General features: G+C 66.2%; 9 protein-coding genes. 1 reads left to right on the top strand and 8 read right to left on the bottom strand.

Features of this window, described 5'->3' with window-relative positions; genetic code table 11:
* Positions 1 to 3: 3 nt before the first annotated feature.
* From thrC to J8847_RS00485, 4 genes are all read right to left on the bottom strand, one after another.
* Entirely contained in the window at positions 4 to 1,479 is a 1,476-nt protein-coding gene (thrC, locus tag J8847_RS00500; RefSeq protein ID WP_211522725.1) for a threonine synthase, read from the bottom strand.
* 311 nt (positions 1,480 to 1,790) lie between these two features.
* Entirely contained in the window at positions 1,791 to 3,179 is a 1,389-nt protein-coding gene (locus tag J8847_RS00495) for an L-serine ammonia-lyase (RefSeq protein ID WP_211522724.1), read from the bottom strand.
* Positions 3,180 to 3,225: 46 nt separating this feature from the next.
* On the bottom strand, positions 3,226 to 4,182 hold the full coding sequence (locus J8847_RS00490) for an NAD-dependent epimerase/dehydratase family protein (protein ID WP_211522723.1): 957 nt from the start codon (positions 4,180 to 4,182) through the stop codon (positions 3,226 to 3,228).
* A gap of 33 nt (positions 4,183 to 4,215) precedes the next feature.
* Positions 4,216 to 5,421: a glycine C-acetyltransferase gene (locus J8847_RS00485; protein WP_211522722.1), complete on the bottom strand. Its 1,206-nt coding sequence runs from the start codon at positions 5,419 to 5,421 to the stop codon at positions 4,216 to 4,218.
* A gap of 160 nt (positions 5,422 to 5,581) precedes the next feature.
* Here J8847_RS00485 and J8847_RS00480 point away from each other — a divergent pair, with 160 nt between their 5' ends.
* On the top strand, positions 5,582 to 6,157 hold the full coding sequence (locus J8847_RS00480; protein WP_211522721.1) for a helix-turn-helix domain-containing protein: 576 nt from the start codon (positions 5,582 to 5,584) through the stop codon (positions 6,155 to 6,157).
* A 156-nt stretch (positions 6,158 to 6,313) separates the two neighbouring features.
* On the opposite strand, the gene J8847_RS00475 is transcribed toward J8847_RS00480, so the two are convergent.
* The 4 genes from J8847_RS00475 to J8847_RS00460 form a co-directional block, all read right to left on the bottom strand.
* On the bottom strand, positions 6,314 to 8,485 hold the full coding sequence (locus J8847_RS00475) for a prolyl oligopeptidase family protein (protein WP_211522720.1): 2,172 nt from the start codon (positions 8,483 to 8,485) through the stop codon (positions 6,314 to 6,316).
* Positions 8,486 to 8,678: 193 nt separating this feature from the next.
* On the bottom strand, positions 8,679 to 10,259 hold the full coding sequence (locus J8847_RS00470) for a tetratricopeptide repeat protein (protein ID WP_211522719.1): 1,581 nt from the start codon (positions 10,257 to 10,259) through the stop codon (positions 8,679 to 8,681).
* Positions 10,260 to 10,482: 223 nt separating this feature from the next.
* The gene (locus J8847_RS00465) at positions 10,483 to 11,133 is read right to left on the bottom strand and encodes a PolC-type DNA polymerase III (RefSeq protein ID WP_211522718.1); all 651 of its coding nucleotides are present in this window, start codon (positions 11,131 to 11,133) and stop codon (positions 10,483 to 10,485) included.
* Between the two features lie 18 nt (positions 11,134 to 11,151).
* Positions 11,152 to 12,417: an Hsp70 family protein gene (locus J8847_RS00460; protein ID WP_211522717.1), complete on the bottom strand. Its 1,266-nt coding sequence runs from the start codon at positions 12,415 to 12,417 to the stop codon at positions 11,152 to 11,154.
* Positions 12,418 to 12,531: the final 114 nt, after the last annotated feature.

The following is a 12,531-nucleotide window of genomic DNA, read 5'->3' as shown; positions in this document are numbered from 1 at the left end:
ATGTCACAGTCCCGTGTGTTCGGAAATATAGGCCTTCATGCGGTCCACATCGGGCGGCATCACCACGAAGCGCTGCGGCAGCGCCTCGATATTCTCGAAGCCGGCCGGGCGATCGGCGTCCTTGCCCAGGGCTTCGACGATGGTTTCGTTGAACTTGGCGGCCAGCGCGGTTTCCAGCACGATCATCGGCACGCCGGGCTGCATGTGCTCGCGCGCCACCTTGACGCCGTCGGCGGTGTGGGTGTCGATCACGATGCCGTACTTGCCCGCGACGTCGCGGATGGTCGCCAGGCGGTCGGCATGGGTCGAGCGGCCCGACTGGAAGCCGAACTTGCCCACGTCTTGGTGCTCGTCGCCGTCGCTGCCCGGCGCGCCGGACAGGTCGAAGCCGCCATGGGTCTCGACCTTGCGGAACAGGTCGTGCGTCCGGTCGGCGTCGCGGCCCACCAGTTCGTAGATGAAGCGCTCGAAGTTCGAGGCCTTCGAGATGTCCATCGACGGGCTGCTGGTGTGGAAGGTTTCGGAAGACTTGCGCACGCGGTAGACGCCGGTGCGGAAGAACTCGTCGAGCACGTCGTTCTCGTTGGTGGCGGCCACCAGCTTGTCGATCGGCAGGCCCATCATGCGGGCGATGTGACCGGCGCAGATATTGCCGAAGTTCCCCGACGGGACGGTGAACGAGACCTTCTGGGAGTTAGCGGTGGTCGCCGCGAGATAGCCGCGGAAGTAATAAACCACCTGGGCCACGACGCGCGCCCAGTTGATCGAGTTGACGGTGCCGATCTTGTGGCGGGCCTTGAACGAGAGGTCGTTCGAGACGGCCTTCACCAGGTCCTGGCAATCGTCGAACACGCCTTCGACAGCGATGTTGAAGATGTTCGGGTCCTGCAGGCTGAACATCTGCGCGGTCTGGAAGGCGCTCATTTTCTTGTGCGGCGAGAGCATGAACACGCGCACGCCGCGCTTGCCACGCATCGCGTACTCGGCGGCGCTGCCGGTGTCGCCGGAGGTGGCGCCGAAGATGTTCAGTTCGTCGTTGTTCTTGGCCAGCGCGTACTCGAACAGGTTGCCGAGCAGCTGCATGGCCATGTCCTTGAAGGCCAGGGTCGGGCCGTTCGACAGCGCCTGCAGCACCAGGGTGCCGCGCTCGCCCTCTTCCAGCACGCGCAGCGGCGTGATCTCGGCGGCGGATTCGCCAGCGCGGGCGTTGCGGTAGACCTCAGGGGTGTAGGTGCGCGCGGTCAGGGCCTTCAGGGCGGCGTCCGGGATGTCGGTCGCAAACTTGCGCAGGATCTCGTAGGCCAGCTCAGCGTAGCTCAGCTTGCGCCAGGCGTCGAGCTCGGCGCCCGTGACCTGGGGGTACTCGGTGGGAAGATACAAGCCGCCGTCGGGCGCGAGGCCGCCAAGCAGGATGTCGGAAAACAGCTGGGGATTGCGTGCTGCGGACGCGCTCGTCGCGCGGGTGGACACATAATGCATACAGTAGAAAATCCGGTTGGGGGCTCACGTTGAAACTTTATTATAGTGTGAGGCGGCCGAAATGTATGCTGTGCTGCAAAAAAGTGGGGTTGGGTGAATAAAATTTAGGATTTTGAGGGGGTGCGAGGAGGTGTTATTGGTGCGCTGCGGACTTAGGTTCCGGCCTTCGCCAGAAGTCGTAGGCGCCAGTGGCGCGTACGACGGTTCCGAAGGTGCGGGTCATTAGAGGCTCCTGCGGCCTGCAACCCCGGCACGTCGTCCCGGCGAAGGCCGGGACCCAAGTTTGCCAGAGCAGCCGGTAGCGCCGAAGATCAGCAAGCCGCGTGATTGACAGTCACCACATGCACCGCCAACCCGCCCAGCGAGGTTTCCTTGTACTTCACCTGCATGTCCGCCCCCGTCTGGCGCATCGTCTCGATGACGTTGTCCAGGCTGACGAAGTGCGTCCCATCGCCCTTGAGCGCCAGCGACGCGGCGGTAATGGCCTTGATCGCTCCCATTCCGTTACGCTCGATGCAAGGAATCTGCACCAGCCCGCCGATCGGATCGCAAGTCATGCCCAGGTGATGCTCGATCCCGATCTCCGCCGCGTTCTCGATCTGCTCGTTGGTGCCGCCCAGTGCCGCCACCAGGCCGGCCGCCGCCATCGCGCAAGCCACGCCCACCTCGCCCTGGCAACCGATCTCGGCGCCCGAGATCGAGGCGTTCTTCTTGCACAGCATGCCGATCGCCGCGGAAGTCAGCAGGAAATCGCGCACGCCCCGCACCGGGTCGCTCGGACGGCAGTCCTCGACGTAGTAGCGCAGCACCGCCGGGATGATGCCGGCCGCGCCGTTGGTCGGCGCGGTCACGACACGGCCGCCGGCCGCGTTCTCTTCGTTGACCGCCATCGCGTACAGGGTCACCTGGTGGGTGAAGTCGTGCGGCAGCTCGTTGACGCGCTTGCCTTCGTTGCAATGTGCCTGCTTCCACAGCTTGGCCGCACGGCGCTTGACGTTCAGGCCGCCCGGCAGCTGGCCTTCGGTGACCAGGCCGTGGGCGATGCAGTCGCGCATTACGTGCCAGATGCGGTCCAGGCCGGCGTCGAGCTCGGCCTCGCCCATGCGCGCCAGTTCGTTCGCACGCAGCATGTGCGGAATCGACAGGCCACTGCGCTTGCCCTGCTCCAGCAGCTCGCTCATGGTGCTGAAGGGGAAAGGCACCTCGACCGCCGGCGCTTCCGCCGCGCGCGACTGGCTCTCGCCCGCCGCGGTGATGAAACCGCCGCCGACCGAATAATAGATGCGCTCGATGACGCTGCCGTCCGCCAGCTTGAGCACGAACTTCATGCCGTTCGGATGCTCGGGCAGGGTCGAGGCCTTGTGCCACACCAGGCCCGTCTTGTAGGTGAACGGCACTTCCTTCATGCCCAGCAGCTTGAGTACGCCGTCCAGCTCCGCCTCGGCCAGCTTGTCCTCGACCGAATCCGGATCGATGTCCTGGGGCGTTTCGCCCATCAGGCCCAGGAGCACCGCCTTGTCGGTGGCGTGGCCGACGCCGGTCAGCGCAAGCGACCCATACAGGTGCGCTTCGACGCCGACCGCCTGGTCCAGCGGGCCGCATTCCAGCAGAAAGCGGCGCGCCGCCACCATCGGGCCCACGGTGTGGGAGCTCGACGGGCCGATACCGATCTTGAACAGATCAAATACGCTCATGTCCATCTGTTGTCTCTTTATGTCGTTTTTTATTATGGTTTGGCGATGACGATCAGGCGGTGATGCCGACGTCGATGTTCTTCAGCATGTCGGCGACCATCTCTTCGACGCCGATGCGGGCCTTCCAGCCCCAGTCGCCCTGGGCGCGGCTGTCGTCCAGGCTCTTCGGCCAGGAATCGGCGATCTGCTGGCGGCTGTCCGGCTTGTAGGCGATCTCGAATTCCGGCAGCGCCTTCTTGATGGCGGCAGCCAGTTCGCGCGGGTTGAAGGACACGCCCGCCACATTGTACGAGGAACGGATGGCGACCTTCCCGGCCGGCGCATCCATCAGCTCGATGGTAGCGCGGATCGCGTCCGGCATGTAGATCATCGGCAGCGTGGTTTCCGGGCCCAGGAAGCATTCGTAGGTCTCGCCCTTGAGCGCCGAGTGGAAGATGGCGATCGCGTAGTCGGTGGTGCCGCCGCCCGGAGGCGACTTGAAGCTGATGATGCCCGGGTAGCGGATGCTGCGCACGTCCACGCCGTACTTGCTGTGGTAGTACTCGCACAGGCGCTCGCCGGCCAGCTTGCTGATGCCGTAGATCGTGGTCGGGTCCATCACCGTGTACTGGGCGGTGTTCTCGGCCGGGGTGTTCGGGCCGAAGGCGGCGATCGACGAGGGCCAGAAGATCTTCAGCGGCTTGCCGGTTTCGCCACGCTCGCGCGCGACTTCCAGGATGTTCAGCAGGCCGTCCATGTTCAGGGTCCATGCCTTCAGCGGGGCCTTTTCGCCGGTGGCCGACAGCAGCGCCGCCAGCTGGTACACCTGGGTGATGCCTTCGGCGTCGATCAGCGACGCCAGGCGGTCCTTGTCCAGCACGTCGAGCTGGGTGTAGCGCGCCGCGCCGTAGACGTTGTTGGCGCCGATGTCCGAGGCGATCACGTTGTTTTCGCCGTGCTGTTCGGCCAGGGCGGTGACCAGTTCGCTGCCGATTTGACCGTTGGCGCCGATAATGAGGATGCGTTCCATGCTGTTATTCCGATCTCTTGCTGATGACTGTTCTTATTGGTTCTTGATGATGCCCAGCTCGCGGCCGGCCTGCTCGAAGGCGGCCAGCACCTTGTCGAGCTGCTCGCGGGTGTGCGCGGCCGACAGCTGCACGCGCACGCGCGCCTGGCCCATCGGCACCACCGGGTAGAAGAAGCCCGACAGCAGCACGCCCAGCTCGAACATGCGGGCGGCGAATTTCTGGGCCACCGGCGCATCGAACAGCATCACCGGCACCACCGGGTGGGTGCCCGGCTTGATGGTGAAGCCGATGCGCTCGATCTCCTTGCGGAAGTGGGCGGTGTTCTCGTGCAGGCGGTCGCGCAGCTCGGTCGACTTGCTGATGCGGTCCAGGACGGCCAGCGAGGCGCCGGCGATCATCGGGGCCAGGGTGTTGGAGAACAGGTAAGGACGCGACTTCTGGCGCAGGGTCTCGATGACTTCCTTGCGGCCCGAGGTGAAGCCGCCCATCGCGCCGCCCAGCGCCTTGCCCAGGGTGCCGGTAATGATGTCGATCTTGCCGATCACGCCGCAGTGCTCGTGGGTGCCGCGGCCCGTCTTGCCCATGAAGCCGGAGGCGTGCGATTCGTCGATCATGGTCAGGGCGCCGTATTTCTCGGCCAGCTCGACGATCTTGTCCAGCTGAGCGATGGTGCCGTCCATCGAGAACACGCCGTCGGTGACGATGATCTTGTGGCGCTTGCCCGCTTCAGTCGCGGCCTGCAGCTGATTTTCCAGGTCGGCCATGTCGTTGTTGGCGTAGCGGTAGCGCGCGGCCTTGCACAGGCGGATGCCGTCGATGATCGAGGCGTGGTTCAGGGCGTCCGAGATGATGGCGTCGTTCTCGTCGAACAGCGGCTCGAACACGCCGCCGTTGGCGTCGAAGGCAGCCGCGTACAGGATCGTGTCTTCGGTGCCTAGGAATTCCGACAGCTTCTGCTCCAGTTCCTTGTGCACCGTCTGGGTGCCGCAGATGAAGCGCACCGACGACAAGCCGTAGCCGTACTTTTCCAGGGCGGCGGCGGCCGCCTTCTGGGTTTCCGGGTCGCCGGACAGGCCCAGGTAGTTATTGGCGCACATGTTGATCAGGGTGCGGCCGTCCTGGGCGACGACTTCGGCGCCCTGGCGCGAGGCCAGCACACGTTCCGGCTTGAACAGGCCCTCGGTTTTCAGCGTGTCGAGTTTTTGCTGGAGGGTGCTGTAAAAGGCTTGATCGCTCATGTGGTGCTCTCCTGGTTGGTCCGGCTTGACCGGGTGTTGTCGTATGTTGTACCGTTGACTCGTTCGATCTACAAAACTAGGTTCTTTATCTCGAACGAAAATTCAATATATTGAATCTTACCCCCGGCCAATGAACTTGGCAAGCTACTGTCTATAGGTAATGAATAAAAGTCTAGCAAACAACGCTCCGCCAGAAGTTGGCGCCACGCTACAGCGCCTGCGCCTCGCGCGCGGCCTCACATTGGAGGATCTGTCGCGCATTGCGGGCGTGTCCAAGTCGATGCTGTCCCAGATCGAACGCGAAAAAGCCAATCCCACCATCGCCATCACCTGGCGCCTGGCCAATGCGCTGGGTGTGCAAATTAGCGAATTGCTATCGTCCGAAGTGCGCCAGGCGGAACTGATCCGCGTGGTCGACGCGCACGAGATTCCCACCCTGCCCGGTGCGCATGCCGGTTATTCCCTGCGCATCCTGGGCCCGATGGACCTGGCCGGCAAGTATGAATGGTATGAGCTGACCCTGGCGCCCGGCGGCGCCCTGGCTTCGCAGGCGCATGACCCGGGCACCAACGAGCACCTGAGCGTGGTGGTCGGCAGCGTCGAACTGGAAGTGGGCGGCGAGAAGAAAAAAATCCGGCATGGCGGCACGGCGCGCTATCCGGCGGACCAGGATCACGTGATCCGGAATCCCGGCAAGACCGAGGCCAAGGCGCTGCTGGTGGTCGTGCACCGGTAGGGTCGGCGGGTCTCCCGCCGACGCGGTGATACGCGACCGTTTCACACCGCGGTCATGCCGGCGCCCGCTGGCCGCGTCGGCGGCGAAGCCGCCAACCCTACGATGAAAAACGGCTGCCGGATCGCTCCGGCAGCCGTTTCTATTTCGAAAACAAGCTTAGTTCGAGCCGCCGACTGCTTTCGGCGCGTCGCCCATCTTCAGTTCGCGCGACAGGAAGCCCCAGCGATCGGCCACTTCCTCGATCTGCTTGGTGGTCGGCTTGCCCGCGCCGTGGCCGGCCTTGGTCTCAATGCGGATCAGGATCGGTGCCCCGCCCGCCTGGGCCGCCTGGGCTGCCGCGGCGTACTTGAAGCTGTGCGCCGGCACCACGCGGTCGTCGTGGTCGGCCGTGGTCACCATGGTCGCCGGGTAGCAGGTGCCCGGCTTCAGGTTGTGCAGCGGCGAGTACTTGACCAGCGCATTGAACTCATCCGGGTTCTCCGACGAGCCGTAGTCCGAGGTCCAGGCCCAGCCAATGGTGAACTTGTGGAAGCGCAGCATGTCCATCACGCCCACCGCCGGCAGCGCGGCGCCGAACAGGTCCGGGCGCTGGGTCATGGCCGCGCCCACCAGCAGGCCGCCGTTGGAACCGCCGCCGATCGCCAGCTTCTGCGGCGAGGTGACCTTGTTCGACACCAGCCACTCGGCCGCGCCGATGAAGTCGTCGAACACGTTCTGCTTCTGCAGCTTGGTGCCGGCCTGGTGCCAGGCTTCGCCGTATTCGCCGCCGCCGCGCAGGTTGGCCACCACGTAAACGCCGCCCATCTCCATCCAGGCCAGGTTGGCCGGCGAGAAGGCCGGGGTCAGCGAGATGTTGAAGCCGCCGTAGCCGTACAGGTAGGTCGGGTTCGAACCGTCCAGCTTGAGGCCCTTCTTGGACACGATGAACATCGGGACCTTGGTGCCGTCGCGGCTCGTGTAGAACTGCTGGCGGGTCTCGTAGTCGGCCGGGTTGAAGGCGACCTTCGGCTGGCGGAATACGCTGCTCTTGCCGTCCTTGAGGTTCAGGCGGTAGATGGTGGTCGGGGTGGTGTAGCCGGTGAAGGAGAAGAAGGTCTCGGTATCGTCCTTCTTGCCCTGCAAGCCGCCCACCGAGCCGATGCCCGGCAGTGCGATCTCGCGCACGGCCTTGCCCTTCAGGTCGACCACGCGCACGACGCTGCGCGCATCTTTCAGGTATTCGAGCACCAGCTGCTTGTTGACGATGTCGGCGCCCACCAGGGTGTCGCTGGACTCGGCGACGATCTCTTTCCAGTTGCTCTCCGCCGGCTTGCTCACGTCAATGGCGACGATGCGCTTGCGCGGCGCATTGCGGTCGGTGCTGAAGTAGAACACGCTGCCGATGTTGTCGATAAACTCGTAGCCGGCATCGAAGTTGTCGATCAGGTCCACGACCTTGGAATCGGGCTTGCTCAGGTCCTTGTACGAAACGCGGTACTTCGGCGCGGTGCCCTTGGTGGTGGTGATGACCAGGTAACGGCCGTCGTCGGTGGCCTGGCCGCCGAAGCCCCATTCCTTCTGGTCGGGACGGTCGTACACCAGGGTGTCGGCGCTTTGCGAGGTGCCGATGCGGTGGAAGTACAGCTTCTGGAAGTAGTTCACGTCGGCCAGCTTGGTGGCTTCCTTCGGCTCGTCGTAGCGGCTGTAGAAGAAGCCCTTGCCGTCCTTGGTCCAGGCGGTGCGCGAGAACTTGACCCACTTGATATGGTCGTCGAGGTCCTTGCCGGTCTCGATGTCGCGGACCTTGATCTCGTTCCAGTCCGAGCCGGAGGCCGCGATGCTGTAGGCCAGCAGCTTGCCGTCCGGGCTGACTTCGGCGCCGGCCAGGGCGACGGTGCCGTCGGCGGCCAGGGTGTTCGGGTCGAGCAGCACGCGCGGGGTGTCGCCCAGGCTCTTCTGGGTGTACAGCACCGACTGGTTCTGCAGGCCGTCATTGCGGGTGTAGAAGTAGCGGCCGCCTTCTTTTTCCGGCACGCTGTAGCGCTCGTAGTTCCACAGCTGGGTCAGGCGCTGGCGGATCGCTTCGCGCTGCGGGATCTGCGCCAGGTAGGCCTGGGTCACCTTGTTCTGGGCGTCGACCCAGGACTTGGTCTCGGCGCTGTTCGCGTCTTCGAGCCAGCGGTAGGGATCGGCCACGGTGGTGCCGTGATAGTTGTCGGTCTGGTCGGTCTTCTTCGTTACCGGGTAGGTCAAGGAAGGGCCGGTGGCGGCGCAGGTTTGTGCGAGCGCATTGTGTGCGCCGAAGGCGGCGGCCAGCATGGCGACGAGCGTAGCGTGTCTCAGGTGCATGTTGTTCTCTGTCGGATTGAGATGGGGTATGGCATGTGCCGAGGGGCATCATAACGCGAATCACCGAGCATGCCTACCGCCGGGCCGGCTTTCCACCTGCGATTAGTAAATGTCCATACAGCAGCTGTCGATATCGGCATATTCATCCCCGCCGACAGTGCCGGCAGCCCGGCGCAAGCAGCCGGCACTGCGCTTATGCGGCATCCATACTGCCCAGCAGTCCCGGATTGAAGTCCGCCCTCCCTTCCCTCGCCGCGAGCCAGCGGCCCGCCAGTTCGCGCGCCCTTTGACGATCCGCGGGCGCGAGAGCCGCCGCCAATTGCCGCATGCGCGCCGCCGCCTGCTCGACGGCATGCGCCTCGGCCTGCTCGACCGGGCGCACCTCCGCCGGCTTGCGCGCCGGCGTGCCGGCGCCGGCCCGGGTGAGCGTCGCGGCAGGCAGCCCGGCCCGCGCGGCCAGCCAGAGCCACATGCAAGCCAGCACCAGGTCGCATTCGACGCCGCGCCCGGCCGCGTACATGCTGGCCAGGTTGACCTGCGCCGGCGCATACCCCTGTTCCGCGGCATGGCCGTACCAGTAGACGGCCAGCATGTCGTCGCGGCCCACGCCGTCGCCGCGTGCATGCAGTGCGCCGAGGTTGTTCTGGGCGCTGGCGTCGCCTTGCTGGGCCGCGCGGCGGTACCAGTCGGCGGCGCGCGCGAAGTCCTGGGGCACGCCCTGGCCATTGGCGTACAACAGGCCCAGCGCGAACTGGGCGTTCGCCGCGCCCTGCTCCGCCGCGCGCAGGTAATACGCCAGCGCGCGCGGATGGTTGCGCGCCACGCCGAAGCCGCGTCCGCAGCCGCGGGCCAAGATGTGGCCGGCCCGGTACTGGGCCTGGGCGTGGCCGAGGTCGGCGGCGCGCTCGAACCAGGACAGCGCGCGCTCGCGGTCGCGCACCGAGCCGCGCCGCTCGGCCAGCAGCTCGCCGAGCGCATATTGCGCATCGCGGTCGCCCTGGTGGGCGGCGCGCTCGAGCCAGTGGCGCGCGCTGACCGGATCGGCGCGCACGCCCTGGCCGTCGGCATAGGCCAGGCCCAGGTGGCGCTGGGCGACCGGGTTCCCGGCCGCGGCCGCGTGCCGGAACCAGTACAAGGCCTGGGAAGGACTGGGATCGACGCCGTGCCCGCGCTCGTACATCTGGGCCAGCTGCAGCTGGGCGTGGGGAAAACCCTGCATCGCCGCCTTGCGGAACCAGGCCATCGCGAGCGGATAGCTGACGGCGGCGCCCAGGCCATGCAGGTAGCACTCGCCGAGGTAGCTCTGGGCGCGCGCCATGCCCTGCTCGGCGGCGCGCCAGAACCAGCCGAGCGCGCACTCGTGCGACTGGCGCACGCCGCGCCCGCGCCGGTACAGCAGTCCCAGGTTGTACTGGGCGGAGCGGTCTCCCTGCTCGGCGGCGCGGCGGAACCAGGCGGCGGCCAGTTCCGCGCTGCGCGGCACGCCGCGTCCGTTGTAGTAGAGCGCGCCCAGCTGGCTCTGCGCATAGGCCAGCCCTTGCTCGGCCGCGCGCATCAGCAGATGGGCGGCGTGCTCGGCGTTGCGATCGGCGCGGCCGCCGCCATCAGCGTCCCGATTGCCGCCGTCCACGCTTTCGTCGTCGCGCTCGCCGGCTTTGCCCCGCAGGTACAGCAGGGCCAGGTTGAACTGGGCGTAGGGATTGCCGTCCTGGGCGGATCGGCGGAACCACAGGTAGGTCTCGTAGCCCTCGCGGGCGGCATTCTCGCGGCTCATCCATGTCCCCTTGCGGTGTCGGCGCTATCGCCGGTGGCGGCAATGTCAGCGCGGCTGGGCGGCCATGGTCCGGGGCCGCAGCGGAAGCGCTGGCCCGCGCAAGCGAGGCCATCCACTTGCTAAAATTGTAAGTAGAGTGGCCGGGTCGGAGTTTGAGTCGGCACAATCGTGCGGACCGCGGCCGTCGCGTTCCGGGTTCGGACACGCAGCGGCCGGGAGGGAATCAGGCGGTGGCGGCGCGCTCGCGCATGGTGGCCGCGTACTTGTCCAGGAAGACGGGAATCTTTGCTGCCGCGACCTTGTTAATCGAGACCAGCAGATCCGGCGCCACCCGCTCCAGGCCACAGGTGCGCCCCAGGTGGCGCGCGGCGTGCAGCAGCACTTCGGCGGCGACTTCGGCGTCGGCCTCGGCACGGTGGGCGGTACCGCGGAACACGATCCCCAGCTGGCTCGAGAGCTGGCCCAGCTTGTAGCTCGCCATCCCCGGATACAGCCGGCGCGAGAGCTTGAGCGAACACACCAGCGCGGCGTGCGAGCAGCTGCGGCCGAGGCGCGCGCCTTCGGCCTTCAGGAACTTCTCGTCGAAGCTGGCGTTGTGCGCCGACAGCACGTCGCCGCCGATGAAGTCGAGCAGTTCCGGCACCACCTGGCGGGCCGACGGCGCGCTGTCGACCATCTCTTGCGTGATGCCGGTCAGGGCGGTGATGAAGGACGGAATGCGCACGCCGCAATTCACCAGCGAGACATAGCGTTCGGTGATCTCGCCGCCGACGATGCGCAGTGCCGCCACCTCGGTGATGCGGTCGCCCATCTCGGGCGACAAACCAGTGGTCTCGAAGTCCAGCATCACGATCGGACGCTCATAGCTACTCATGCTTCATCCCTTACAAATCTATCCAAACTTGCGCTGCGCATCCAGGGCCAGGCCGGCGCCGATACTGCCGAACAGGTCGCCTTCCACGGCGCGCGCATCCGGCACCAGCGCGGCGATATGCCGGCGCAGCAGGCCGACGCCGCTGGAACCGCCGGTAAAGAATACCGTATCGACGTCGCCAGGGGTGACGCCGGCGTCGGTGAACAGCCGCCGCACGGTCGCGCCGACGCTGTCGACCAGGTGGCCGATGGCCGCCTCGAACTCGGCGCGCCCCACGTGCAGCTCCTCGGGCGGCGACAGGCGGTCCAGCGACAGGGCCACCCGCTCGGCGCCCGAGAGCCCGATCTTGGCGGCTTCGACCTGGATCGCCAGCCAGTGCCCAGCCCGGTCCTCGATCAGGTTTTGCAGGCGCGCGATCTTGCGCGGCTCAGCCGCATCGCGCACCAGGTCGGCCAGCTGGGCCTGGCTCTTGCGGGTATAGGCCTGGTTGATCGTGTGCCAGGTCGCCAGGTTGAAATAATAGCTCGATGGCACCGCCGCGCCCGACAGCAAGTGGCTCCCATGGCCCAGCAGGGGCATCACCGTCGCCAGGCTCAGGTATTTGTCGAAGTCGGTGCCGCCGATGTGCAAGCCGCCGTTGGCCAGGATGTCCTCGCGCCGGTCGGTGCGCCCTGCGCGTTCGGGTCCCAGGCGCACCAGCGAAAAGTCGGAGGTGCCGCCGCCGATGTCGGCGATCAGGACCAGCTCTTCGCGGTCGATCCCGGCTTCGTAGTCGAAGGCGGCGGCGATCGGTTCGTACTGGAAGCTCACCTCGCGGAAGCCCACCGAGCGCGCCACCTCGGCCAGCGTATCCTCGGCCAGCTTGTCGGCGCCGGCGTCGTCGTCGATGAAGAACACGGGGCGGCCGAACACGGCCTGCTCGAAAGGACGCCCGGCCTGGCGCTCGGCGCGGCGCTTGACCTCGCCGATGAACTGGGCCAGCAGTGCGCGGAACGGCAGCGCCCGCCCGGCGACCTCGGTCTGGCCGTCGATCAGGCTGGTGCCCAGCAGGCTCTTGAGCGAGCGCATCAGGCGGCCTTCGTAGCCTTCCAGGTATTCCGCCAGCGCTTCGCGTCCATAGGTCACGCGCTCGTCGTCGGCATTGAAGAACACCACGGACGGGAGGGTCGGCTTGCCGTCCTCGAGGATGAGAAGCGACTCGGCCGCGGTGCGGGATGCGCCGGGGCGCAGCCAGCCGACGGTGGAATTGGACGTGCCGAAGTCAACGCCGCAAGCGTGCGTCATACAAACCTTTGCGTGGGAGGGGGCGGTATCGTAACAGATAACCGGGCTCTTGTATCGTGTGTCGCTGGCGCCCGACAGGCGAAGTAGCGCTATGATTAATCCTGTCAAATCGGC

This window comes from Massilia sp. AB1 (genome assembly GCF_018119385.1).
Classification (GTDB): Bacteria; Pseudomonadota; Gammaproteobacteria; order Burkholderiales; family Burkholderiaceae_D; genus Telluria.
Note: the sequence above shows the minus strand (reverse complement) of the source record. Positions and strands in the feature narration are given on the sequence as shown.